At 61.6% G+C, this 25,726-nt stretch carries 16 protein-coding genes and 1 pseudogene; 7 read left to right on the plus strand and 10 right to left on the minus strand.

What is annotated here, in order from left to right; translation table 11 throughout:
* Positions 1–18 precede the first annotated feature (18 nt).
* The gene (locus tag HF684_RS11270; protein ID WP_169252541.1) at positions 19–1,053 is read right to left on the minus strand and encodes an MBL fold metallo-hydrolase; all 1,035 of its coding nucleotides are present in this window, start codon (positions 1,051–1,053) and stop codon (positions 19–21) included.
* 103 nt (positions 1,054–1,156) lie between these two features.
* On the opposite strand from HF684_RS11270, the gene HF684_RS11275 reads away from it, so the two are divergent.
* Entirely contained in the window at positions 1,157–2,113 is a 957-nt protein-coding gene (locus HF684_RS11275) for a LysR family transcriptional regulator (RefSeq protein WP_169252542.1), read from the plus strand.
* Positions 2,114–2,206: 93 nt separating this feature from the next.
* Here HF684_RS11275 and argH read toward each other — a convergent pair whose 3' ends face one another.
* The 7 genes from argH to argC all read right to left on the minus strand — a co-directional run bounded on the left by argH (position 2,207) and on the right by argC (position 9,783).
* Positions 2,207–3,628: an argininosuccinate lyase gene (gene argH / locus HF684_RS11280; RefSeq protein WP_169252543.1), complete on the minus strand. Its 1,422-nt coding sequence runs from the start codon at positions 3,626–3,628 to the stop codon at positions 2,207–2,209.
* Positions 3,629–3,755: 127 nt separating this feature from the next.
* Positions 3,756–4,280, minus strand: coding sequence for an arginine repressor (locus tag HF684_RS11285; RefSeq protein WP_211167986.1), 525 nt, complete (start codon positions 4,278–4,280; stop codon positions 3,756–3,758).
* Positions 4,277–5,197, minus strand: a complete 921-nt coding sequence (gene argF / locus HF684_RS11290) for an ornithine carbamoyltransferase (RefSeq protein WP_169252545.1) — start codon at positions 5,195–5,197, stop codon at positions 4,277–4,279. Before argF ends, HF684_RS11285 begins: the two co-directional genes overlap by 4 nt.
* A gap of 29 nt (positions 5,198–5,226) precedes the next feature.
* Positions 5,227–6,477: an acetylornithine transaminase gene (locus HF684_RS11295; RefSeq protein ID WP_169252546.1), complete on the minus strand. Its 1,251-nt coding sequence runs from the start codon at positions 6,475–6,477 to the stop codon at positions 5,227–5,229.
* Entirely contained in the window at positions 6,474–7,502 is a 1,029-nt protein-coding gene (argB, locus tag HF684_RS11300; RefSeq protein WP_248278896.1) for an acetylglutamate kinase, read from the minus strand. Before argB ends, HF684_RS11295 begins: the two co-directional genes overlap by 4 nt.
* The gene (gene argJ / locus HF684_RS11305; RefSeq protein WP_169252547.1) at positions 7,499–8,677 is read right to left on the minus strand and encodes a bifunctional glutamate N-acetyltransferase/amino-acid acetyltransferase ArgJ; all 1,179 of its coding nucleotides are present in this window, start codon (positions 8,675–8,677) and stop codon (positions 7,499–7,501) included. The genes argB and argJ overlap by 4 nt, the downstream gene beginning before the upstream one ends.
* Entirely contained in the window at positions 8,674–9,783 is a 1,110-nt protein-coding gene (gene argC / locus HF684_RS11310; RefSeq protein ID WP_248278897.1) for an N-acetyl-gamma-glutamyl-phosphate reductase, read from the minus strand. Before argC ends, argJ begins: the two co-directional genes overlap by 4 nt.
* A 44-nt stretch (positions 9,784–9,827) precedes the next feature.
* Between argC and HF684_RS11315 the strand changes: the two genes are divergently transcribed.
* The 6 genes and pseudogenes from HF684_RS11315 (at position 9,828) to HF684_RS11340 (ending at position 18,544) form a co-directional block, all read left to right on the plus strand.
* Complete coding sequence (locus tag HF684_RS11315; RefSeq protein ID WP_169252549.1) at positions 9,828–10,802, plus strand: quinone oxidoreductase; 975 nt, start codon at positions 9,828–9,830, stop codon at positions 10,800–10,802.
* Between the two features lie 163 nt (positions 10,803–10,965).
* Entirely contained in the window at positions 10,966–12,963 is a 1,998-nt protein-coding gene (locus HF684_RS11320) for a DNA methyltransferase (protein WP_169252550.1), read from the plus strand.
* 144 nt (positions 12,964–13,107) lie between these two features.
* A pseudogene (locus tag HF684_RS11325) lies at positions 13,108–14,502 on the plus strand (IS1380 family transposase).
* 75 nt (positions 14,503–14,577) lie between these two features.
* Positions 14,578–15,390, plus strand: a complete 813-nt coding sequence (locus tag HF684_RS11330) for a type IIL restriction-modification enzyme MmeI (RefSeq protein WP_348981373.1) — start codon at positions 14,578–14,580, stop codon at positions 15,388–15,390.
* Between the two features lie 8 nt (positions 15,391–15,398).
* On the plus strand, positions 15,399–17,360 hold the full coding sequence (locus HF684_RS11335; protein ID WP_248278898.1) for a DEAD/DEAH box helicase: 1,962 nt from the start codon (positions 15,399–15,401) through the stop codon (positions 17,358–17,360).
* Positions 17,357–18,544 carry a GIY-YIG nuclease family protein gene (locus HF684_RS11340; RefSeq protein WP_169252553.1) on the plus strand — a complete coding sequence of 396 codons (1,188 nt, stop codon included), beginning with the start codon at positions 17,357–17,359 and terminating at the stop codon, positions 18,542–18,544. The genes HF684_RS11335 and HF684_RS11340 overlap by 4 nt, the downstream gene beginning before the upstream one ends.
* A gap of 740 nt (positions 18,545–19,284) precedes the next feature.
* Here the strand turns inward: HF684_RS11340 and HF684_RS11345 are convergent.
* Complete coding sequence (locus tag HF684_RS11345; protein WP_169252554.1) at positions 19,285–22,740, minus strand: UvrD-helicase domain-containing protein; 3,456 nt, start codon at positions 22,738–22,740, stop codon at positions 19,285–19,287.
* Positions 22,737–25,613: a PD-(D/E)XK nuclease family protein gene (locus HF684_RS11350; protein ID WP_169252555.1), complete on the minus strand. Its 2,877-nt coding sequence runs from the start codon at positions 25,611–25,613 to the stop codon at positions 22,737–22,739. Before HF684_RS11350 ends, HF684_RS11345 begins: the two co-directional genes overlap by 4 nt.
* Positions 25,614–25,726: the final 113 nt, after the last annotated feature.

Consider the following 25,726-nt stretch of genomic DNA (forward strand, 5'->3'; position numbering starts at 1 on the left):
TTGTCGTGCATATTTCAGTCAGCTCCTCAGTGCTGGTTGGGCCACAGTGGCGATATTGATGGTGTCGAGGTCTTCGGGGACCAGGAAGGTTCCGGCGAATTCTGTCTGCCCCTTGTGCCAGACGGAGTCATCGGCGGACCCGGGCACCAGATGGTGGAGAGCGAGCGTTCGCGCCTGTGCCGCGTTGGCGACTCGAATCGCTCCGGCGACAGAGGTGTGGGACTTGTAGTGGTGGTCTCTGGAGGCTCTGCCTTCGTCGTCGTCACGGTGCGCATACATCTGGTCGACCCAGTCGAAGTCGATTGCTTCGTGGAGAAGCAGGTCCGTTCCTTGTGCAAGTCTGACGAGGTTGGCGGTTTCGCAGGTGTCGCCCGAAATGGTCACCGACCCGTGTTCGCTGTCGAACCTGAAGGCGAAGGCGGGCGCCACGGGCGGATGTTCGACGAGGATGGCGGTCACCGTGACGAGTTCGTCCTGGAAGATGACGAAGGGTTCCATCTCCGGGGTCGGAGCCGTATTGGGGTGGTATCCGATGTCCTGTGGGATCGCGATATCGCGGGGGTCGAAGAGGCTCTCCGGCGATGGTCGCAGGGAGTCGAGCACGCGATCGTTGAGGTCGGTGGCGAAGGCCGCGACGATGTTGGTGAACATGTCCGTGATGCCTGGGGTGGGGTTCGCCGACGCGACGGGCGTGGGCGGGACGATTGCGCGCGGCGAGGTCGGAGGCAGCGCGCCGCGGTCGCCGGGCCCGAGGAGGGGAACCGGGGTGTCGACTCGGTGCTGGAGTTCGTGCATTCCGAACACCACCAGCGACGGAAGATCAATGGTGTGGTCCGAATGCAGATGGGTGATGAAGACTCCGCCGAGGTCGCCGAGTTCGAGACCGGCCTGACGTGTGCGGCGTCCGACGCCGTGGCCGGCATCGACGAGGTAGAAGCGGTCTTCGACGACGATCGCGGTCGAGATCCCTGCTCGATCTTTGGCGTCGCCCTTCCACCAGCGTGGGCCACCGGCGGTACCGAGGGTGACTATCTTCATCTTCGAATCGTTCATGAGCTGGCACTTTCGACTTGTTGCGTCTTTGACCTCTCCAGTCTTCTCCGTCGGAATCAAAAAGAAAAGCAAATTTTTGCTTGCTTCAATATAGACTCAAGCTATGACTGACATCACGCTTCGCCAGCTCGAGTACTTTCTCGCCGTTCTCGACCGCGGCTCGGTGAGCGAAGCGGCAAAGGAGTGCCGCGTGTCTCAGGCGACGGTCTCTGCGGCACTCGCGCAGTTGGAGAAGAAGCTCAAAGTCACGCTCATCGCACGCGGCCCCGCGCGGCGTGCCCGCCCGACGAGTGCCGGCCGGGAGTTCGGTATGCACGCCAGGGAGATCCTGTCGACCGTCTCGGATGCCGTCGAATCGCTCAATGACGAGTCGTCTCTCCTGCAGGGGCCTCTGCGTATCGGCTGCATTCCGACGGCAGCGCCTCGGATGCTGCCGGGCGCTGCCTCTCATTTCGTCAGGCGGCATCCGCAGATCGATCTCAGCTTCGTCGAGGCTCATCCCATGACCATGCAGCAGATGGTCCTCGACGGGGAGGTCGATGTCGCTGTCATGTATCGCAAGCAGATTCAGATCGAGGGGATCACCCGACACGACCTCGCCGATGTGCAGCTGCATGCCCTCGTCTCCGCCGATCATCCTGCAGCGAGCAAGGATGGAGTGGATATCGCCGAACTCATCGACGACCCGCTCATCCTGCTCGATTCTCCGCCGACAGCCGACCTGCTCGTCAGTCAGATCCGTGGGGTCGGCTACGAGCCGACCGTGCGCTGGCTGATCCCCAACGCGGAGACGATCCGGTCGATGGTGGGCTGGGGCCTCGGATTCTCCCTGGCCAATGCCGTTCCTCACCCTGACACGCGGACATTTCAGGGCATGCCGGTGCGCTATCTGCCGGTGACGAACCCGGAATTCGCCAACACGATCGTCGGAGCGACGATGGCCGGAGCGAGGTTGTCGAAGAAGCTCACTGCGGCGTTGGACATCCTGCGCAGGACCGCGTCCGAAACCGATCCCCACCGGTGGAACGACGCGGATGAACCGGGCCGCGTAAAGGGCTGAGCATCATTCGAACGCGCCGAGTCCCCCGGCCGACGGTCGGGCTGGACGGCACTCAGATCCGATGCACCGCCCGGTACACGCCGAGCTGCAAACTCACACGCTGCGAGCCGACCCCGCGAACTCGCGCAGGCGAGCAACTTCGGCCTTCGCGTTGGAGATCTGCTGATCGACGGCCGAGCGAGCCGTGCCACCCTTTGCCGACCGCGAATCGATCGATCCGAGCGTCGTGAGCACTTCGCGCACGTCAGGCGTCAAGTGCGGTGAGATCCCCGCGAAGTCCTCATCGGAGAGATCCCACAGCTCGATGTCCCGCGACTCGGCCAGCTGCACGCACGCTCCCGAGAGCTCATGCGCGACACGGAACGGCACGCCCTCGCGCACAAGCCACTCGGCGATGTCCGTGGCCAGCGCGAATCCGCGCGGAGCAAGGTACGCCATGCGCTCGGTATCGAACTTCAGCGTCGCAACCATCCCGGTGAACGCCGGCAACAGCAGCTCGAGAGTGTCTGTGGCGTCGAAGACCGGCTCCTTGTCCTCCTGCAGGTCCCGGTTGTACGCCAACGGCAGCGCCTTGAGCGTCGACAGCAGACCGGTGAGATCACCGATGAGACGGCCCGACTTACCGCGAGTGAGCTCGGCGACGTCGGGGTTCTTCTTCTGCGGCATGATCGACGACCCCGTCGAATACGCATCGTGGAGGGTGACGAACGAGAACTCCTTCGTCGCCCACGCGATGACCTCCTCGGACAGACGCGAGAGGTCGATTCCGATCATCGTCGTGATGAACAGGTACTCGGCGAAGACATCACGCGACGCCGTGCCGTCGATGGAGTTCTCCACCGAATCGTTGAACCCCAGATCCGCGGCCACAGCCTGCGGATCGAGCCCCAACGACGACCCGGCCAGAGCACCCGAACCATACGCAGAGACACCGGCGCGCGCATCGAAATCGACGAAGCGGGCGACATCGCGCAGCAGCGGCCACGCATGGGCAAGCAGATGGTGCGCCAGCAGCACCGGCTGAGCGTGCTGGAGGTGCGTGCGTCCAGGCATCGGCGCCTCGGGATGCTCTTCTGCCTGAGCGACCAGCACCTCGACAGTGTCGAGGACGAGACCGGCGACCTCACGCGCATGGTCGCGCAGGTACATCCGACCCATCGTCGCGATCTGGTCGTTGCGGGACCGTCCGGCACGCAGCTTCCCGCCGAGCTCGGGACCGGCGATCTCGATGAGTCCGCGCTCGAGCGACGAATGCACATCCTCGTCAGATTCGGCAGCCACGTATTCGCCGGCTTCAACCTGACGCAGCAGCTCGTCGAGAGCCGAATGCATCCCCGACAGCTCGTCATCGGTGAGTAGTCCCGCATGGTGGAGGACCTTCGCGTGGGGCTTGGAACCGGCGATGTCGTACTTCGCCAGGCGCCAGTCGAAGTCCGTGGACTTGCTCAGTGCGGCCAGCGCATCGGCCGGACCGTCGGAGAATCGTCCGCCCCACAGGCTCAGTCGTTCGCTCACAGATCGTCCTTTCCCACCAGCACGAATGCGCCGGCCCGTTCTTTGAAATGAAGAAACTCAGTTGTCATTGTTCCAGTTTTGCCTCGCCGAGGCGGCCGGCTTGGTTCCCGGCCGCACTGGCCGAGACTCACCCCTCGGCCAGTCCTCCGGCCGCGTATTCGAGGAAGGTCTCGGCCACGGCCGCTCCCCCGACGGCGGCATCGGCGATGACGAGGACCGTGTCGTCGCCGGCCAGAGTGCCGAAGATGCCGACCATCGACGACCGGTCGATCGCCGAGGCCAGATACTGTGCGGCCCCGGGCGGGGTACGCAGCACGACCGTGTTGTCCTGGGAGACCGCGGAGACGAGCAGCTCCTCGAGGATCCGCGGCAGCTTCGCATCGAGGCTCTCCCCCGTCGACTGCTGCAGGGACCGGTCCCCGCCTTCACCGGGAACGGCGTACACGGATCCCGCGGTGGACCGGATCTTCACGGCCCCCACCTCGGCGAGGTCGCGCGACAGGGTCGCTTGGGTGACGGTGATGCCCTGCGTCGCGAGCGCCTCGGCGAGTTCAATCTGGGACCGCACGGATTGGCGGGTGATGAGATCGATGATCTTCTGCTGGCGGGCGGTCTTCGTCAGCGGGGCGCTGCTGTTCGGCTCGGCCATCATCGCTCCAGGAGGTAGGTCATGAGTGCCTTCTGCGCGTGGAGGCGGTTCTCGGCCTCAATGAAGACCACCGAGGCGGGGCCGTCGATGACCTCGGCCGTGACCTCTTTGCCGCGGTAGGCGGGCAGGCAGTGGAGGAAGATCGCGTCGTTGCTCAAGTTCATCAGTTCCTGGTTGACCTGGAACTTCGTGAACGGTGAGGCCTCGTCGTCGCGGCCGGCGGCCTCCTGGCCCATGGACACCCAGGTGTCGGTGACGAGGACGTCGGCGCCGGTGGCGGCGGCAACGGGATCGTCGGTGACGGTCAGCGATCCGCCGGTGTCGGCCGCGAGTGCGTCGGCTTCGGCGACGATGGCGGCGTCGGGCTGGTATCCGGCGGGGGCGGCAATGCGCACGTGCATGCCGGCGTTGACTCCGCCGAGGGCGTAGGAGTTGGCCATGTTGTTCGCCCCGTCGCCGAAGTACGTCATGGTCTGGCCGGCCACGTCGCCGCGGTGTTCGCGGATGGTGAGCAGGTCGGCCAGGATCTGGCAGGGGTGGAAGTCATCGGACAGCGAGTTGATGACGGGCACCGAGGAGTATTCGGCCATCTCTTCGAGGCCGGCCTGCGCGTAGGTGCGCCAGATGATCGTCGAGACCATCCGCGACATCACCTGGGCGGTGTCGGCGATGGATTCCTTGTGCCCGAGCTGCGCCTCACCGGGGTTGATGATGAGCGGCTGCCCGCCGAGCGCGGCGATGCCGGCGGCGAACGACACCCGGGTGCGCGTCGAGGTCTTGTCGAAGATGACCGCGGCGGTCTGCGGGCCGGCCAGCGGGGTCCGCGAGTAGGGAGCGGCTTTGAGCTCGACGGCGAGGTCGAGGACTTGCGTCTGCTCGGCCGGACTGAGGTCCGTGTCCTTGAGGAAGTGGCGTGTCATGAGGTGTCCTTCGAAAGTCTGGGTGGGTCTCAGCCGGCGATGAGCCCGGGCAGGGCGTCGACGAACGGAGTGAGCTCGTCCGTGGTGATGGTCAGCGGCGGGGCGAGGCGCAAGCGACCGGGGGCGACGGGGTTGATGATGAACCCGGCCTCGAGTGCCCTGGCAGCCACGGCTTTCGAATCCGGAACTTGGCCGTCCTCGCCAGGTGTCAGTTCGAGCCCGAGGAGCAGTCCCTTACCGGTGATCTCACCGATCCCGTCGACCTTCGCCAGCTGAGGCTTGAGCCAGTCGCTGATCTCGGTGACGTGGTCGAGGAGGTTGTCTTTCTCGATGGTCTCGAGCACGGCGAGTCCGGCGGCGCACGACAGAGGGTTGCCGCCGAAGGTCGTGCCGTGCTGTCCGGCTTCGAGCAGACCAGTATTCGCGTCGCCGACGGTGATGGTCGCGCCGATCGGCATGCCGCCGCCGAGCCCCTTCGCCGAGGTGATGATGTCCGGGGTGACGCCCTCGCCGATCTCGGGATCCTGGTGGGCGAACCACGAACCGGTGCGGCCGATGCCCGACTGCACCTCGTCGAGGACCATGAGCGCCCCGACCTTCGTCGTCAGTTCGCGCACCGCGGTGAGGTAGCCGGCCGGATGCATCCGCACGCCGACCTCACCCTGGACTGGTTCGACGAACACAGCGGCGGTGTTCTCATTGATCGCCGCTTCGAGTGCTTCGACATCGCCGTAGGGCACGTGCACGACGCCGGGGACACCGGGAGCGAAGGGAGCGCGGTACGCTTCCTTCGCGGTCAGCGCGAGGGCGCCCATGGTGCGGCCGTGGAAGGCGCCTTCGACGGCGATGATGAAGGGCCGTCCCCCGCCGGCGGCGCGGCGGGCCATCTTGAAGGCCGCCTCGTTGGCTTCGGTCCCCGAGTTCGAGAAGAACACGGCAGATCCGGCGGGCAGGTCGAGGATCTCGTGGAGTTTCTCGGCCAGGCCGATCTGGGCCGGGGAGGTGAAGAAGTTCGAGATGTGGCCGAGCGTCGAGGCCTGTTCGGTGATGGCGCTGACCCACGCGGGATGGCAGTGGCCGAGGGCGTTGACGGCGATGCCGGCGAGCAGGTCGAGGTACTGCTTGCCCGAGGCATCCCACACATAGGAGCCTTCGCCGCGGACGATGTCGAGCTGCGGGGACCCAAATACCGGGGACAGCACACGGGAGAAATCGTCCCGCCACGTCTGGGCCTGATCGGAACCCTGCCCGGTCGAAGTCTGATCGGTCGTCTCGGTCATGAACGTCCTCCATTGCTGTCGTTGCTAGCGTTCAAACCGTCCGTCGGGGCCGCCTCGGCGGGGTTCGCCTGGTGCCCGTCGCCCAGCGGTGCGGGTTCGACGATGGTGTCTTCGACCATGGTGCCGATGCCCTCCGAGGTGAAGACCTCGAGGAGGAGGGAATGCGCCATCCGGCCGTCGATGATGTGGGCCTGCTTGACCCCGTGCTCGATCGCCTCGAGCGCCGCGGTCATCTTCGGGATCATGCCCGAGTCGAGCGAGGGCAGGAGTTCGCGTAGCTTGTCCGGGTCGATGCGGGATATGAGCGAGGACGTGTCCGGCCAGTTCGCGTAGAGGCCGGGCACATCGGTGAGCATGATGAGTTTGTGTGCCTTGAGCGCCTTCGCCACCGCCGAGGCGGCCAGGTCCGCATTGATGTTCAGCGGCTTCCCCGCCTCTCCCCCGATTTCCGAGGCGATCGAGCAGATGACGGGCACCCGTCCGGCATCGAGGAGTTCGGTGAGCACTGTCGTATTCACCTGGGCGATCTCGCCCACCCGGCCGAGGTCGATGGTCTCCCCGTCCACCTCGGCGGTGGCCTTGTTCGCCAGCAGCAGGTCGGCGTCTTCACCGGACAGGCCGATCGCGGCGTCACCGTTCTGGTTGATCCGGGACACGATGTCGCGGTTGACCTGGCCGGACAGGACCATGCGGATGACTTCGGCGGCCTCCTCGGTGGTCACGCGCTGTCCGGCCTTGAACTCGGATTCGATGCCCAGGCGTTTCAGCATGGCAGAGATCTGGGGGCCGCCTCCGTGGACGACGACGGGGCGGATGCCGGCGAAGCGGAGGAACGCGATGTCATCGGCGAACGACTGCTGCAGCTCCGGGGAGACCATGGCGTTGCCGCCGTATTTGATGACGATCGTGGCACCGGCGAAGGTCTTGATCCAGGGCAGTGCCTCGGTCAGGGCCTCGGCCTTGACCTGGGCGGCGGCGAGCCGGGCGGCCGTGGATTTCGTGGACATGTCGACGGGGGTGTTCATGAGGAGTAGGCGCTGTTCTCTTCGACGTAGTCGTGGGTGAGGTCCGAGGTCCACACGGTGGCGGTGTCGTCGCCGGCGTGGAGGTCGATGACGACGTCGACGGTGCGCTCGAACGTGACGTTCGCGGGGTCTTCGTCGGGGCCAGATGCCGTGCACACCTGGACGCCGTTGATGATCACGTCGATCTGTGTGGGATCGAAATCCGCCGAGGTGGTTCCCACCTGAGCGACGACGCGACCCCAGTTCGGGTCCTCCCCGAAGATCGCGGCCTTGAACAGGGCCGAGCGGGCCACGGACCGGGAGACTTCGACGGCGTCTTTTTCGCTGGCAGCACCTTTGGTGGTGATGGCGATGTCGTGGTGGGCGCCTTCGGCGTCGACGTGGAGTTGGTGCATGAGGTCGAGGCAGAGTTCGCGCAGCAGGGTGGTGAACTCGTCCGTATCGACGGCGGCTTCGTGGGCGCCCGACGACATGAGGATGACGGTATCGTTCGTCGACATGCAGCCGTCGGTGTCGAGTCGGTCGAAGGACTGGCTCGTCGAAGCCCGCAGCGCTTGGTCGAGAGTCGCTTGGTCGAGCTTGGCGTCGGTGGTGATGACGACGAGCATGGTCGCCAGCCCCGGTGCGAGCATGCCCGCGCCCTTGGCCATGCCGCCGATCGTGTACCCGCTGGAACCGGTGCGGGTGGCAACTTTTGCGACGGTGTCGGTGGTCATTATCGCTTCGGCAGCGGACTGACCGGCTTCGACGCTCGTGTCGGCGGCCGCGACTAGTGGGGCGAGGTGATTCACGATGGAGTCGCGGAAGTCTTGACCACCGACGCCGATAAGTCCGGTGGAGCAGACGAGCACGTCTTCAGCTGGGGTGGTGATGCCGGATTCGGTGAGGAGTTCGGCGGTGGTCTGCGCGGTCAGGGTCGTCGTCCCGTAGCCGAAGTCGCCGGTGTAGCAGTTCGCTCCCCCGGAGTTCAGGACGACGGCGCGTGCCTGCCCGTTAGCGGAGGCCTTCTGGGACCACAGGATGGGGTTGGCCTTGCACCGGTTGGAGGTGTAGACGGCGGCGACGACGGTGTCGGGTCCGTTGTTGACGACCAGGGAGAGGTCTTTGGTGCCGGAGGGTTTGAGTCCGGCGGTGAGTCCGGCGGCGGTGAAGCCGAGTGGGGCGGTCACGCTCATGGGGCGACTCCTTCGAGGGGAAGGGCGGTGGTCTCGTTGAGACCGAGGGCCAGGTGGATGGATTGGATGGCTTGTCCGGCCGTGCCGCGCACAAGGTTGTCCAGTGCGACAACGACGAGGAGCTTCTCCGCGCGTTCGTCGACGGTGAACTGGATCTGCGCAACGTTCGATCCGGTGGTGGCAGCGGTCTGTGGCCACTGGCCGTCGGGCAGGACGCGGACGAAGGCTTCGCCGGCGTAGGCCTGGTCGAAGGCAGCGTTCAGCTGCTCCTTGAGTGCCGCAGCGTCGAGGAGGCCTTCGGCGTTGCGTGGTGCGGCTTCGCCAGCGTCGGCGGTGATGGTCGCGAGGATGCCTCGGGCCATGGGCACGAGTGTCGGGGTGAATGAGATGCGGGTGGGGCCGTCGGCGGCGTCGACGCCGAGGACGCCGTTGAGGTTCTGTTCGATCTCGGGAACGTGCCGGTGCGTGCCACCCGTGCCATAGGGCGAGGCATTGCCGAGGACCTCGGCGGCGGTGAGATGCGGCTTGAGCGCCTTGCCTGCACCGGAGACACCATTGGCCAGCACCGCGTTGAGTCCGGCGGGCGCCGCTAGTCCGGCCTGGATGAGCGGTGCGAGTCCGAGGCTCACGGCGGTGACGTTACAGCCGGGCACGGCGATGCGCTTCGTGGACTTGAGCGCCTCGCGCTGTTTGGTGCCGCCGGCGGTGAGCAGCTCGGGCAGACCGTAGGTCCAGGTGCCCTGGTGCGCGGAGCCGTAGAACTTCTCCCAAGCAGCCGCGCTGATGAGCCGGTGGTCGGCTGCGAGGTCGATGATGAGGGTGTCCGGGCTCGTGGATTCGAGTTCGGCGGCGATCTGTCCGGACTGTCCGTGCGGGAGCGCGAGGATGACGACATCGTGGCCGGCGAGCACCTCGGCGGTGGACTCCTGGACCACGAGGTCAGACAATCGGGGAAGATGGGGTTGATGTCGGCCGAGCTTCTCACCCGCGGTGGAATGTCCGCACACCGTGGTGACGTTCAAGTGGGGGTGAGTGCTCAGCAGCCGGAGGACCTCTCCCCCGGCGTATCCGGTGGCACCGGAGACGGCAACCGTAAGATCGTTCATATGTATAACCATACCAGGCAATTAATTTATATGCAGGAGGCGTCATGACCCAGGCAGTTCGTGCGATGCAGGCTGGTGGACCGGAGGTCCTGGAGTTCGGTGAGATCGAGACTCCGAAGCCCGGTCCCGGTGAGGTGCTCGTCAACGTCGAGGCTGCGGGCGTGAATTTCATCGACACGTACCGTCGTTCGGGTGTGTATCCGATGGAGTACCCGCATGTCGTCGGCGTCGAGGGCACGGGATACATCGCCGAGGTGGGCGAGGGCATTGAGAGCTGGCAGGTCGGTGACCGTGTGGCATGGCACGAGGGCCCGGGTTCGTATGCGACGCAGGTCGTCGTGAAGTCGGACTTTCTTCTGCGCGTGCCGGAGGGTGTATCCGCCGAGGTGGCTGCGGCGATGCCGCTGCAGGGTCTGACGGCGCAGTACCTGGCGACGAGTTCGCATGAGATCAAGCCGGGACAGACGGCGCTCGTTCACGCGGGTGCCGGTGGTGTGGGTCTGCTGCTCACACAGATCATCAAGCATTTGGGTGGCAATGTCATCTCGACGGTGAGCACGGACGAGAAGGCGGAGCTGTCGCGCAAGGCTGGCGCGGATGACGTGTTCCTCTACGGCGAGGGCGTTGACATCACGGCGAAGGTCAAGGAGCTCACCGATGGTGAGGGCGTCGATGTCGCGTACGACGGTGTCGGCAAGGACACGTTCGATGCGTCGCTGGCGTCGATCAAGCCGTTGGGGTCGATGGTGCTCTTCGGAGGGGCGTCGGGACAGGTGCCGCCGTTCGACATTCAGCGTTTGAACTCTTCGGGCGGAATCTTCCTTTCGCGACCGTCGCTGGCATGGTTCGTCCGCAGCTCGGAGGAACTGGCGAAGCGTTCGGCGATGCTCTTCAACGGCATCGAACACGGCTGGCTCAACTTCCGCGTCGGTGCAACGTTCGCGCTGGCCGATGCTGCGGATGCGCATCGGGCCCTGGAGGGTCGAAAGACGACCGGCAAGGTTGTGTTGACGGTGTGATTCAACGGGGAGAGCGAAGCCTTTAAATTGTGAAACTACTAATCGCACCAGACCCCGACGACCGGCGGCAGACCCTGGCGCTGGCTCACACAGCAGCCCCAAACATGTCAACCAGCGGATACTCTATGAACTGACATGTACGTCGTTGAACAGGTGGTCTAGTGTGGCGAGGTTAAACCTCAAGACGGTCGAGGAACGGGTTGCTCGACTGGGCGCGCAGGAGTCCTACGATCGCGACATAGTCTTCGACTTGTTGCTAGCGTACGGCAAACCCAAGGGAAACGTCACCAGGTTGCGGAACGGCTCGCTCAATGTCGCAGCGGACCCAAGTTGCGAGATCGCGCAGAAAAACGTCGTCTACTTCCGTGAGGCAACCGGTGACCCCCTTGCCGAGATCGAGGAACTGCGCAAAGCGGCTCACGTAGTCCGGTTTAACCCCCGGTTTGTCGTTGTCACCAACTACGCCGAATTCGTCGCCGTCGACATGAAGACCGGCGATAATCTGGCGATCCCGATCCACGATATCGACAAGCACTTCACCTTCTTTCTCCCGTGGGCTGGAATGGAGAAGGCACAATATGTCGCAGAAGCACACGCGGACGTCAAGGCCGCCGAACGGATGGGGAAGCTGTTTGACGAACTCCTGGCTGCCAACCCCGACCTGATGGCCCTCCCGCACGGCAGGCATGCACTTAACGTCTTCTTCACCAGACTGCTATTCTGTTTCTTCGCCGAAGACACCGGCATCTTCACGGCCAATCAGTTCACGAATGCTGTCGGATCGCACACCCAGATCGATGGCTCCGACGTCGATGAGTTCCTCTCCGATCTATTCACCGCGCTGGACACAAAGAACCGGGCTGACAAACCGCCATACCTGGCTGACTTCCCGTATGTGAACGGGCGGCTGTTCGCTGTGAAAAATTCAGAGAACGTCCCTGCTTTCACGAAGACGGCCCGCCAGCAGCTCATCGACTTGGGCACACTCATCTGGCGGGAGATCAACCCTGACATCTTCGGCTCCATGTTTCAGTCGATCGTCACCCCAGGAACACGCTCCGGCCTCGGTCAGCACTACACCTCAGTGCCGAACATCCTCAAGACCATAGAACCGCTGTTCCTCGATGAACTCAAAGAGCAGCTGGACTTCGGATTCGATTCGGTTAAAAAGCTCGAGATGCTCCTCGACCGAATTAGCGAGATCAAGATCTTCGACCCTGCCTGCGGGTCGGGAAACTTCCTTGTCATCGCCTACAAGGAACTGCGCAAGCTTGAGCACGCAATCCTAGAGCGGCTCGCCGAGCTTGACAGCAAGCACCAGGTGCTCTTTGCAGAATCCAGAATCAACATCGAAAACTTCTACGGAATCGAGATCGACGACTTCGCAGCAGAGGTCGCGATACTGTCGTTGTGGATCGCCAAACACCAGATGAACGCGGAGTTCAGGGAGAAGTTCAACGTCTCAATCCCACTCATCCCACTTCGGGAAGCAGGCAATATCACGGCGGGAAACGCGAACAGAATCGAATGGAACTCGATCTGCCCAAATGACCGCAAATCAGAAATTTACCTAATTGGTAACCCTCCGTATTACGGAGCCAAAAAGCAGACCGCCGATCAGAAGGCAGATTATGCCTTCGCATTCGCAGGTAATTCATACCCCAAAAATCTGAATTACGTAGCATTATGGTTCACGAAAGGCGCAGATTATATTAGGAATTCTCGAGCCGAGCTAGCTTTCGTCACAACTGACTCAGTAGTCCAAGGCGAGCACGTCGGCATGATGTTCCCCGCGCTTTTTGCCAAGGGACTTGAGATCGGCTATGCCTACACCCCGTTTAAGTGGGAGAATAATGCCAAACGAAATGCTGGCGTCACGGTGGCCGTTATCAGTCTTAGAAATATTTCCAAGGCCTCAAAGTTCCTCTACATCGACGGCCTGCGAGTAAGCGCCGGTAACATCAATGGGTACCTAGTGGACGCCAGCAACATAGTAGTCGAAAAGTCCACAAAGCCCCGGAATGGCCTCCCCCCTATGCATTCGGGAAGCATGCCTATCGATGATGGAAACCTCATACTCAGCAGAAAGGAAGCGGACAATCTGATGGCGGATCCCGCCGCCGCAGGTTTCGTTAAGAAGTTTGTTGGGACTAAGCCTTGATCCACCGATGCGAGTAGTCGGATCAAGCCGCGCATGAAATGGAAATGCCCCTCCTGAACTGGGAAAATGGTGATGTTCTAAGTCAACCAATCCCGCCCAGAAAGGGGCACCTCTCAGGTGCTATTCAATCACACACCCGCGTCTGTGTCCCATTCCTTCGACGACGCGAATCTCACCGCGACCACCGGGCTGGTCCCAATCATGGGCCTTGCCCAGAAGGCCGGGCTGCCAGACCTCGCCGAAGACCGTCTGACCGTGACGACGACCGGGGCTGATAAGGGCGCGAACCCGGCACCGAAGCTGGCCACACTGGTCGCGGGAATGGCTGCTGGGGCTGACTCGATCGATGATATGAACATTCTCCGCCACGGCGGCATGAAACACCTCTTTGACCGTGTCTACGCTCCCTCGACTCTGGGGTCGTTTCTGCGTTCGTTCGCCTTCGGCCACGTGAGGCAACTCGACGCGATCTCCTCCCGCTTCCTGACCAACCTCAACGCGCACACACCACTGCTACCCACCGACCGGGGCAACGCGCAGGCGTCGATGATCGTCGTCGATGTCGATGACACAGTCATCGACGTTCACTCCGCGTCGAAGCAGGGAGCCGGGTTCGGCTACCAAGGCAGCCGCGGACTCAACGCACTGTTGGCGACAGCCTCAACCGACAACTCCAGCCAGATCATCGTCGGTCAACGCCTGCGCAAGGGTTCGACCTCGTCAGCCCGGGGTGCTGACAAATTCGTCTCCGATGCCGTGGCGACCACAATCCGAATCAACTCTGGTGCTTCGGTGCTGGTGCGTGCTGATTCGGCGTACTATTCCTCGTCCGTGACCAAGGCCGCTCGGGATGCCGGGGCTGATGTTGTCGATCACCGTGCGCATGGACAAAAGGGTCAAGGCAGCGATCGGGGCGATCGGCGACGACGCATGGACTGGCATCGAATACCCCGAAGCGATCTACGACGAGGACTCCGGGGCCTGGATCAGCAAGGCTGAAGTCGCCGAGGTCCCGTTCACCGCGTTCACCTCGAAGAAAAGGCACTGCAAACGACGGGGCGTTTGGTGGTCCGCCGTATCCCTGAACTCAACGAAACCAAACGCATGAGTGGGCAAGACCCATTGTTCGACTTGTTCCGGTATCACGCATTCTTCACCACCGTCGACCAAGATCGATTCGACACTGTTGCTGCTGATCACATGCACCGCAAGCACGCGATCATCGAGCAGATCAATGCAGAGCTGAAGAACGGGGCCTTGGCGCATATGCCTTCCGGAGTGTTCAACGCCAACGCGGCGTGGGTGACGATCGCAGCGATCACTCACAACCTGCTGCGAGCCGCTGCCGGACTCATCGGTGGACGGATGAGCAAAGTCCGCGCCCCGACGCTGCGGGCACGCATCATCAGCATTCCGGCTCGAATAGCTCACCGGGCCAGGAAACTGATCCTGCATCTGCCGACGAAGTGGCCGTGGGCAGAAGAATTCTCACGACTCTGGCAAGCAGCGTTGAGCCCACCAAGGACAGAATTGTCCTGACCGATTCGCTCCTGCTTCGAGCGCGATGCCGCGAGGTCTGGAGGAGACTTTCGGAAACTTTTGTGGAAGAGACTGGTGAGAGACCGGGGCAATGTCTCCTGCCCGCTCACCGATTCCGCGCTCGAATCCGAGCGAGCCCCCGGACATCAAGCAGATCGGTGGATCAAGGCTAAGGAGTTTGTGGAAGGACTCGACCGGTTCGCACTCTGGATCCCTGATGAAGCTAAGGCGGATGCACTCAGAGTCCCCGAGATTTCACAACGTATTTCAAGGGTCCAGGAATTTCGCGAGGGTCGCGACCGTAAAGAAACGCAAAAACTAGCTCAAACGCCATGGCGGTTCGGATTCAGGAGTTACTCACCAGAACCATTTATTCTTGTTCCGAAGTCTTCTTCGGAACGCCGTGATTACCTACCAATAGGTATGATGGATTCAGATACTCTAATATCCGATCTGGCATTCGCAGTCTATGGGGCGGAGCTTTGGTTGTTTTCCCTCATAACTTCCCGAATGCACATGGCCTGGGCGCGCTCTGTCGGCGGAAAGTTTAAAGAAGACCCTCGCTACTCCAACACACTCGTGTACAACACCTTTCCAATGTTGCCCGTCTCAAATGGAATGAAGGAGGAGTTAACCACGGCGGCCCTTCGTGTGCTGGATGTACGTGAGTACCACTGTGAGAAGACTCTCGCGGTGCTCTATGACCCCGACAAGATGCCCGATGACCTTCGCGCAGCTCACAAGACCGTCGACGATCTAGTGGACTCGATTTACTCGAAAAGGCCGTACGAGACAGACGAAGAGCGGCTCTCCGACTTGTTCGCCCTGTACGAAAAGAAGTCCGCCGAGGAAGAGACAAAGAACCCTAAGAAGAAACGTCGGAAGTGAGAGCCAGCGTGAACATTGTCGATGTAACGTATGCCCAAACAGGCTCCTCGGTGCACACCGACGAGCTCGGCATGCGCGAGATGCAACGCCGCGTTTTTGAAAAGCGTGGCGCCCAACACCTACTGATTAAAGCACCACCAGCTTCGGGAAAATCCCGTGCGCTCATGTTCGTCGCTCTGGACAAGCTATACAACCAACGCCGAAATAGGGTGATTGTCGCCGTTCCCGAGCGGTCGATCGGCGCGTCTTTCTCCTCCACGAAGCTGACGGCCGACGGTTTCTTCGCAGACTGGGAGATCAAGCCCGAGCATAACCTGTGTACCCCTGGGTCACCGGCGGGCAAGGTCGATGCGTTCGTGGACTTCCTGAACGGCCCAAGCGCCATCTTGGTCTGCACCCACGCCACGTTACGGTTCGCGTTCGAGAGACTTGCACCCGACGCCTTCAACGGTGCTGTGCTCGCGATCGACGAATTCCATCATGTCTCCGCCGACACCGAGAACAGCCGGCTGGGAGCACTGTTGCGAGAAGTCATGGCCGGCTCTGACGTGCACATCGTCGCGATGACCGGCTCGTATTTCCGCGGTGATTCCATTCCCGTCCTTGCAGCTCAGGATGAAGCCAAGTTCACCGCGGTCACGTTCAACTACTACGATCAACTCAATGGCTACCAGCATCTCAAGTCACTAGGCATAGGGCATCATTTCTACCAGGGGCGCTATACTGAGGCGATCCACGAGGTCCTGGACCTGGATAAGAAGACAATCGTCCATATCCCCAACGTCAATAGCGGTGAATCAACGAAGGATAAGATCAACGAGGTCGGGGAGATTATCGACACAATCGGCGACTACCTCGACACCGAAGATGACACCGGAATCATCCACATCCGCCGGAAAGACACCGGGAAGATACTGAGGGTCGCGGATCTCGTCGATGACTCCGACCCGAAGAGACGCGCGAACACACTTCACTATCTCGCGTCCATAGCGTCGAAGGACCGTGATGCGACAGACATCATCCTCGCCCTCGGTATGGCGAAGGAAGGGTTCGATTGGCCGTACGCTGAACATGCGTTGACCGTTGGCTACCGGGCCTCGCTGACCGAGATCATCCAGATCATCGGCCGTGTCACCCGCGATAGCCCAGGCAAGAGCCATGCTCAGTTCACAAACCTCATCGCCCAGCCTGATGCAGAGCAGGGTGAAGTGACCGTGTCAGTGAACAACATCCTCAAAGCAATCACAGCCTCGCTACTAATGGAGCAGGTGCTTGCTCCGAACCTCGACTTCATGACCAAACGCGGCAACGAGGACTTAGCCGAACCCGGCACGATCAAAATCCAAGGATTTAAGGAGCCCTCGTCCGAGCGGGTCAAGCAGATTGTCGAGACGGACCTAAACGACCTTAAGGCGAACATCCTGCAAGACGAGACCTTTGCCCGTGCCGCCGTAGGACACGTCGACCCGGAGACGACGAACAAAGTCCTCATTCCGAAGATCATCCGTGACCGCTATCCTGACCTGGACGAGGCTCAAGTCGAAGAACTACGCCAGCAGGTGGTTGTGGACTCCGTCATCAAGAACGGTGAAATCCGAGAGTTCGGAGACAAGAGGCTCGTGAAGATGGCCGAGAAGTTCGTCAACATCGACGATATGAGCATCAACCTCATCGACTCCGTGAACCCGTTCCAGCGCGCGTTCGAGGTCATATCGAAATCCGTGACGCCTTCGGTGCTTCGGATTATCGAAGGCGCGATCGCCGCGACACGGGTGGACATAAGCGAAGAGGAAGCCGTGGCAATATGGCCGAAAATTCAACAGTGGGCCAAGGTAAACGGCCGTCGGCCCGACCGCAAATCTAGCGATCCCAAAGAGAAACACTATGCAGAAGTGCTGTTATTCCTTCAACGGCTTAAGCAACAGCGAAGAGCCCAAGAACGCACTGAGGAAATGGAAGGCGACCAATGAGCAAGCGGGACAACACGGCGTCCACATCCGTGATTGAAGATGCTCTTGCAGCACTTTTCGACTCCGACACCGACGGACTGCTCGATACTCCGGAGAAGACAGCCAAGGTCACCTCCAACGACCGCCTCGAGCGAGCATTCCTGGAGATCGTGGAATTTCGCCGCCGACAGGGGCGGGCTCCGAGCTCAACCACTCGAGAAATCGCCGAGCGCAAGCTTGGAGCAAGACTCGATGGAATCCTGGCTAACGACGAGAAGCACGAAGCGCTCACACATCTCGACGAATTCGATCTACTCTCGGTACCCGAGCCACCCGCATCACTCGATGACCTGCTCGACGGAGATGAGCTCGACCTGCTCGAAGACGAGTCGGGAGTTCTCGATGTCTCTACCTTGCCTGCGCGGAAGCGTCCTGCTGAAGATTTCGACGCGGCGAAGCGAAAGAAGGCAACAGATTTCGAGAACTTCGAGCACTTGTTTAAGGCAAAGCACCGTGAACTAGCTGATGGCGTGGCGAAGCTCGTTCCGTTCCCCGGGCAACAGCACATCGTCGAGGGCTCGTTCTTCATATTACGCGGGGTGATGCTGTTCGTCGCAGAGGTTGGTGAGCCGGAGTACAAGAAGTCCACAGTTCGAGAGAACCGGCGCGAACGCCTGCGTGTTATATTCGAAAACGGCACTGAGTCATCGATGTATCGGCAGTCGCTTGGTATCCGAATGGGTGAGAAGGACGGACAGGCCGTTGTGCCGACCTCGTTCGAATCGGTGCTTGCTGAAGATGTCCAGACTGGGTACGTGTACGTGCTGCGATCCCTTAGCGACGACCCGCAGATCACCAACATCCCAAATCTCTACAAAATCGGCTTTTCTCGCGGTCCGGTTGAAAAGCGCATTGCCCGAGCCGAGCACGAGCCAACCTACTTGATGGCCCCTGTAGAGATCGTCGCTAGTTACCGCACGTACAACCTCAAAACCTCGACCCTCGAGCATCTGTTGCACCGAGTCTTTGCGCCGTCTCGACTACGGGTCAGTCAGGTCGGTAAGGAAGGTCGGGTGTACGAGCCGTCAGAATGGTTCAGCGTGCCGCTGCCTGTAATCAACCAGGCAATCGACCTTATCGGTTCCGGCGAGATCGTCAATTGCTCCTACGACGCCGCATCCCAACGACTAGTGGAGCGCAACTGACGCCCGCCTCCGGCCCAACCACACTATGTAATGCAGGAGCTCTTCCCAGATCCCGCATCGATCCACCGGAGATTCGTCGATAGGCTATCGTAGCCCATATCGTTGAACCAGACTTGCACTAGTAGGTGAGGTTTTCGGGGTTACCGAGCATGTTGTTATTGGTCAGTGTGTTAAGTGTCTCGGATTTGGGTAACAAAATTGAGACTTATCATGGGGAAAAATCCCTGTCGTGTTCGCAAGCGGTATTCGGTAGCACCTGTGTAACGAAGTTCTTTGCGTAGACGCTAGCGATTTGAACGTGGACGGTCAGATTGACTTCGTCAGGCTCAACGGTGTTGCCTCAGACCCCGTCGAACAATTTCATGTATTACGTTGTCATTAGTGAATCGTCGATACGGTTGGCGAAGCTCAACAAAGCATTATCGCGTCCATGCCCGAGGTCTATACTGGTTAATATTTGGGCGTGTAATCGCTGTGTCTTCGAAAACTACGAACTGTTGCATTGAATTTCCGGTTGGAATGGAACGGAATATCACCTCGTGGCGGCCCCAATCGACGCATTTGCTGGCGATGGCCCGTTGTATCGATTTGTTACACAGCCTGATTTCGAACTCGGAGCCTGAACGGGCCGATCCCGCGTTGCCGGATGGGAGGAAGAACTCGCGACATTCTTTACGGATCTTGGCAGTGGCCTTCTCGCTTACGAAAAAGGCGAGGACAATCGGTATCACCAGTGCCAACTAATCACGTTTCCAAGTGTCAAAATTTATGCGGGTACCGCTAGTGCTCGGAACTGCCTGCGCAACGGGCAAGCGGACCTCGGCAATGGCACCAAGCAGCGGCAGATGAATGAGAACCCGCTCGGGGACTCGGCCGACAGTCGCATGCAATGCTTGCGCATATACTTCCAGCTGGCCGAGGTAGTTCTCGCGGATATGTCCGACCGGGTCCGCACCGTGATAGGTCTTGTGATCGACGAGGATGTGTTCGCCATTCAGCAGCACCAACCGGGCATCGATCCACCCCTCCATTACCTGGCGATCATCATTGCGCCACGCGATTGGGGACTCCGTGGCCACCTCGGCGTCGGGGTACGTTGATGCGATCCACCCAGTCCACCGGCGTCCCACCTCAATGAGAGTCTCGGGATTTAGCACACGGCCTGCGTCCCACCGGGACAGGATCCGTTCGGCCGCTTCGTAAGCGGCTTCGTGCGGCAGTTTGCTCAGCGGCAGACCAAGATAGGCATGCACGGCATCACCGATCCGGTCCCAATCCTTGCCTCCCTTTGCGACTAACGGCGCCCCCAGGTCGGCAATGAGTGCCACATCAGCTTTGACACCGTCGGAAGGTACCCCGCTGGCGGTGAACCGTGCTGGAAGATGGAGCAGCGTCTCAGCCGGTCGCCGGGCAGGGATGTCCGTAGCTGCGTAGAAGGACGGAGCCGACGGTTCGAGCGACTGCTCGCTGTCGTCCTCAGCCTCGAGTGAATATGCATTGATACGAATCGGCAGAGTATCCGGGTTTGCGCTGCCATCGGCGTCTGTTCGGTGCCGGGCAGCGATCTGCATCGTGCCGGCTTCGTTCACAGTAATGGAATCGCCTCCCGTGGCTGTAGGAACGTCCCACTGCAGGAGCTCGTCGTCCACCGATGCACTGAGTACGTTCCGCCTGCCCAAAGGATCGCCGAATGCCATGATGCTGTGGCACTCAGCCCGGGTGAGCGCGACGTAGAGCAGACGTGCCGTCTCTCGATCTTCAGCTTCCTGTGCTCGGCTGACCACGTCGAGTTCACCGAGTCGCTGCTTCAGCGGCCCATAGTTCTTGAGCACTCCCGGCAGGTAGCGCAGTGAGCGGTTCGCCAGGGGTCGTCGGGCGTCGAAGACCGGGGCCTTCTCCACATTGATCTCCCGGTGCCCATAGTCCTTCTGGATCGGAATGCCGACGACCACGACCGGCCACTGCAGCCCTTTGGACTGGTGCATGGTCGTCACCAGCACGGCGTCGTGAGCCGAGGTCTGCTCGTAGGCTGTAGCTGCTTCCTTGAGATGATCCAGCAGTCCTGCGGGCGTCACCGGCATCCGTGTCTGGTGAGCCGCGTCCTCGTACTCGCCCGCGATCTGGCACAACGCATCCAGTGTCGCCAAACGCGATTCCGGAGTCGTCCAGGACTTGATTCTCTGCGGGAGGTCGAGCGAGTCGATGATCGCGAGCAGCAGTTCGACCGACGAGTGGTGGGCGGCATTGACAGCCAGATCGGACAGGGCGGTCAGAGTCGGATCAAGCCACCATTCCTGCGGATGCTTGTGTCGCTGTTCCTTATCGGTGATCCTCGCCATGTCCTCGAACCACGTGTCGTGCCTGCTGTGGTCGGGCATCAGGGTGACGAGCTCGGCCAGAGCCACACTGTCGTCGGGATCGACGACTGCGGCCAGCCCGGCGGCGACGAACTGCCCTTCCCTCGTCGAGAGCAGATCAGTCGTCGACCCGACCGCGCGGAGGCCTCGCGCTCGAAGCTCGCTGACGACGGAAGCCACCTGCGAGTTCGTTCGCATGAGGACCGCGATATCGCCTTGGCTGACAGGACCATCCGGCAGCTGAGGCGAGCGCCGGAGAAGGTCGGTGACTCCCTCGGCGATGGTTCGCACCATCCGACTGTCCGACTGCGCGTCCTTTCCTTTGTCCGAGTTCGGAACCCACAGTTCTCTGCTACCGATGCTGCGCAGGTGCTCGCGCTGCGGTGGGATGCTCAGTGTCACTTCGTTGATCGCTTGGTCGGAGAACACCTGACCGAACAAAGTATTCGACAGTTCGAGGGGCGCATCCGTTGATCGCCACGAGGCGCCGAGGTTCTCCGAGGTGGCCGTGCCCAGTTCCGTCGTGCCGTCGACGAGTGCGGAGAAGACCTCATTCATCAGGTCCGGGTCGGCACCGCGGAAGCCGTAGATGGCCTGTTTGCGGTCCCCGACCCAGATGACCTCGTCGACGAGGTCGGCCAGCTCCATGAAGATCGCTAGCTGAATGGGAGAAGAGTCCTGGAACTCGTCGACGGCCAGCAGACGGTACCGGGAGGCGATCGATGATCGCACCCGCTCGTTCGACTGGAGCAGGTGGAGCGCGCGGACTTCTTGATCGACGAAATCCATCACGCCGAGGCGGTTCTTCTGTTCCTCGTATGCGCTCAGTGAGGCGATCGCGGTGTCGATGACCAGGTTGATGAGCGCCTCGATGTCATTGTGAAAGGCGCTGTTGGCCAGCAGCTGATCGGACACGAGTGGACCGCTGGAGATTTCGAGGATCTCGAGCGGGACCTTGCCCGGTTTCTTTCCGCCCGGCGCGGTCGGATAGTTCGCCTCTGCCACCTTCGCCCATGTCGACCACGGGATACGTGCGAAGGGGTCGGCCTCCTCGGCGTGGGAATCGACGTCGCGCAGGAAATGATCGAGCGTGATGAGGCTGCCCTCGACGTTGGCGATGCTGCCCTTCTTCACGGTCACACGAGATTCGTCCGGCTGCGGCACATCGTTTAGAGCGCTGTTGAGCGCGGTGCGAAGTTCCTCGATGTCGCTGGCCAGACAATCACGCCAGGTCTGTCGTTCGTCGGAACGTCTCTCCGGCAGTGCCGAAAGGTACAGTTCCGCCGAGGCGCAGGCGGAGGACCGCAGTTCATCCTCTCCGAGGTGGTTCGCCCGTGCAGCCTCTGCGACTGCCTTGACCAGTCGTGACCAAACGATCGGACCGTGGCCCCAGGAGCCTTGGTCCTCAGGGCCGCCGTTGTGCCCTGTGCGCAGGAGGAGGTCCCGGTGAGTTGCTTCGGCTTCGGCAACCACTTCGTCGACCGCGGCGGCGAAAACGATCTCCTGTTCGGTTTCGTCGAGGACGCGCAGTTCTGGGGAGAAGCCGGCATCGATGGCGTAGTCGGTGACGAGCCGGCCGGACATCGAGTTGATGGTGCCGATGAGTGCGGTGCTGATCTCTTCGGCAGCAGCGATGTTGCCGTCATCGAGCAGGCGCTTCTGGGTCTTCTCGACGAGGTCGGCGGCGGCACGGACGGTGAAGGTGGTGGCGATGACTTCACTCGCTCGTAGTGGGGACTCCCCTGGCGTCGCTGGTTGTGAGAGCCGTTGCGAGAGCACCTCGGTCAGGCGGTAGGTCTTGCCAGATCCCGCCGAGGCGGTGATGACGTGGACGCTCATGAGTAGTCTCCCGCGATGCCATAGATGAGGTTGAAGTCGCTATAGGACTGCGGCTTGATGACGAAGAGTCGCTGCTCGGCCAGTTCCGCTTTCTTGAGAGCTTTGAGAGCCTTGTCGACCTCGGTGTTTTTCACTCCTGGCGCGGTTTGCAGCTCGGCGTGGACGTCGCCACTCGGCGAACCGAAGCGTCCTGTGGCGATGTGTGTCAGCGCTGCTTCGACCGACCGTTGGATGATTGGCCAGAGTCCGGCGGGGTCTCCGCCGAGGCCGTTCCCTTTGTCATCAAAGCTGTCGGCTCCTCCCCCGGTGAAGTTCGGGTCGAGAGCGGAGTCTGTCGAAACGAATCGGCCTTGTTTGAGCATGAAATACGAGGTCAGCGGTTTCGCTCCGGTCGGGGTATCAGCCGTGCGGGAGTAGACGCTGAGCTGGACGGCTTCACCGTCGTCGAGCATCGTCCGGTATCTCTTATCAAAGTTCGCCCATTTGAGGTCGACGATTGCTAGACGCCCGTCGTCGAATGTTCCTTCGAGGTCACGTTGGCCGCGCAGGGGAATCACTGTTGGAGTGCCGGCAATGATGAGGGTCCAGTCATAGGTGAATTCTGCCTCGGCGGCGGTGAGGTGTACTCTCCTGTCCTGCAGCGCTGTGAACAGGTGTGTGAGTGAGGCGAGCGCTGTGGAACGGATCGTGTTTCTGCGGGTGAGCTGGCCGGGCAGGAGGAGCTCCGAGGCGAATCTCGGGACCAGTTGGTCGAAAGTCGTTGCAATCGCCGGGAGTGTGGGGATACTGTCGCCGCGCGTTTCTCCTGCGTCGACGAGATGTTGGACGACAGCGTGGACAAGTGTGCCGATCATCCGATTGTCAGTGGGAATGTCGAACGTATACCCGTGTGAAAGACCGAGTGCTCGGTTGAGTGTCCACTCGAGGGGGTCACTGAGCAGCTGATCGATCTGCGTGTAGGAGAGCGTCTCTGGCAGAAGGTGAGTGAAGTCGCCGTCGAGGGTGCGCGAGACTTTCTCTGGCGGTTCGATGTGTTCCGGTGCGGCACGGTCGGTCGCGACGGTGATGTTGTTCAGCCGCCATGATTCGTCGTCGATCAGTGTGGCCACCGGCTTAGCGATCGTGGGATGGGTGAGAACCGCATCGACGGACTGCGTTTCGAATTGCTCGAGATCGGCGGCCGACAGGTTTTCGGCAAGTCGGGACAGTACAGGGTGGAGGGGGACTACTTCTCCGCGGATTGTGTCGGCGCAGAAGCACAGGAGCGTCTGGGCCGAGCGGAGTCCTCTGAGTTCGGCTGCCTGACGGAGCCGTTCGCGTTCGGTGGTCGGCGAGATCTGGCAGCCTGCCGCGGTGAGGGCCTCGACCTCTGCGGGGTCCCAGGTCTCGGCCTCGGACTGTGTGGTGCGGCGCGATGACCACCAGACGATCGTCTCTGCGTCAGCGGGAACCTCAGACGGGTCGTTAACCACGGTCCATGCGGCGGCGTGAGCACTGGCCGGCGCATGAGCCGACTGCGGGGCGCACGATTCAGCGATGTCGAAGAGTTCTCGGACCCGCAGGGTGTCGACGTCCAGTGCCGTGAGAACGGCACGGAAAGAAGCGATATGGTTCGATGCCTCGGCGAGGAATGTAGCGGTCGTGCTGTGTGAGCTTTGGGCAGTCTGCTGCTGGCGGAGAGTGAGCTTGCGTAGACGGGTGCTCAGCCAGTCGAGGGCTGGCTGCAAGGAGTCGAGCGTGAGGTGGTCTTCGACGATCTCTGGCGGGGAGACTCGCAGGATGCTGTCGAGGGTCTGCGCGGTCTCCCTCGCTGTCGCGCTTGTGTCGGGGTCCTCGTACGCGCGAGCCTTCAGTGTCTCGAGCGCCTTCATCCACGCCGACGCGGGGTCCCCGGAGATTCCGGGTTCTTGAGTCAGTGCGCCGAGCAGCGTGGACGAGACCGATCGCGGCACGAGAGTCAGCGCCGGTGTCTCGGCGCCGTCGGAGCCGAAGGAGAGGTGGAGGAATTCGGCGACTCGTCTAATGTCTGTCGGGGGCAGGACGGCGCTGAGAAAGACCGGCAGAACCTGTGCTGACGGAGTCGTCGGCGACGAATTCGGCACACCCAGTGCCGGAGCCTGCCGGCGTGCCAGCTGCTGGTCGAGGACCGTGGTGGAATCACCGGCGATGATGCAGATCCGCTCACGGTCGGGCACATTCGCGAGGTAGCGAGCGGCCGCCTCGGCGATAGACCATTCTTCCCGGCCACGGACAATAGTGAGCTTCGGAGTCTCGGTACTGGGGCCGGCATCGGCGATAGTGACGCCGGCGCCGTTCAGAGCTGCGACGATGTTCTTCCAGACCGGTGGGAGGTCGCTGCGTCGGTCGCGGAGCTCGATCGTGTCGATGCCAAGAGGCCAGTTCGTGCCGTGGAATCGGAGCAATTCGAGGACTTCTCTCAGGTCGTCCGCGCGGCCCGGTGCCAGAGTCGCGGTCGGGTCGTGGGGCGACCCGAGGACGACGCGCTTTTCGACGGTGGCCAAGGCGTCTAGGCGCGGGTGGGCGGTGTATTCCTGGTCGTCGGAGGTCGGGTGCCATCCGGCTTCGATCGCGTCGTCGCGCAGCTGCAGGAGGTGGTGGGCGGTGTTCCATGGATCGTTAGCGAATGACCGTCGATACCAGGAGTGGTCAGCCTGAGCCAGAAGGGAGCGGTACTGCGCGATCCGCACCGGTCGCTCGACCGTAGGGCGTGTCGTCCCGAGCCGAGTCTGGAGGATGCCGAAGAGACCGAGCGGGCCGGTGACGACGGTGGTGCCGGCGTTGCTTGAGTCATGCGTACTGCTATGTGACTGCCATGGTGCTCGGTCGAGGGTACAGCCAAACTCAATGCGCATCCCTGCTCCTTCCGGCTTACTTGATCACGACAGTAGTAGGGGCGTGGGGTTTCACCAAACGGCCACTCGCGAATCGCGTTTTGTACGTATGCGGCAGACCGTTCGCCAAGCAC

Source organism: Brevibacterium sp. 'Marine' (assembly GCF_012844365.1).
GTDB lineage: Bacteria > Actinomycetota > Actinomycetes > Actinomycetales > Brevibacteriaceae > Brevibacterium.

What these genes read in the sequence shown, in the direction of transcription:
- argB (WP_248278896.1), bottom strand. Translation starts at nt 7,502, where the DNA reads ATGAACACCCCCGTCGACATGTCCACGAAATCCACGGCCGCCCGGCTC.
- HF684_RS11315 (WP_169252549.1), top strand. Translation starts at nt 9,828, where the DNA reads ATGACCCAGGCAGTTCGTGCGATGCAGGCTGGTGGACCGGAGGTCCTG.
- HF684_RS11270 (WP_169252541.1), bottom strand. Translation starts at nt 1,053, where the DNA reads ATGAACGATTCGAAGATGAAGATAGTCACCCTCGGTACCGCCGGTGGC.
- argF (WP_169252545.1), bottom strand. Translation starts at nt 5,197, where the DNA reads ATGACACGCCACTTCCTCAAGGACACGGACCTCAGTCCGGCCGAGCAG.
- argJ (WP_169252547.1), bottom strand. Translation starts at nt 8,677, where the DNA reads ATGAGCGTGACCGCCCCACTCGGCTTCACCGCCGCCGGACTCACCGCC.
- HF684_RS11285 (WP_211167986.1), bottom strand. Translation starts at nt 4,280, where the DNA reads ATGATGGCCGAGCCGAACAGCAGCGCCCCGCTGACGAAGACCGCCCGC.
- HF684_RS11345 (WP_169252554.1), bottom strand. Translation starts at nt 22,740, where the DNA reads ATGAGCGTCCACGTCATCACCGCCTCGGCGGGATCTGGCAAGACCTAC.
- argC (WP_248278897.1), bottom strand. Translation starts at nt 9,783, where the DNA reads ATGAACGATCTTACGGTTGCCGTCTCCGGTGCCACCGGATACGCCGGG.
- HF684_RS11350 (WP_169252555.1), bottom strand. Translation starts at nt 25,613, where the DNA reads ATGCGCATTGAGTTTGGCTGTACCCTCGACCGAGCACCATGGCAGTCA.
- HF684_RS11275 (WP_169252542.1), top strand. Translation starts at nt 1,157, where the DNA reads ATGACTGACATCACGCTTCGCCAGCTCGAGTACTTTCTCGCCGTTCTC.
- HF684_RS11295 (WP_169252546.1), bottom strand. Translation starts at nt 6,477, where the DNA reads ATGACCGAGACGACCGATCAGACTTCGACCGGGCAGGGTTCCGATCAG.
- HF684_RS11340 (WP_169252553.1), top strand. Translation starts at nt 17,357, where the DNA reads ATGAGCAAGCGGGACAACACGGCGTCCACATCCGTGATTGAAGATGCT.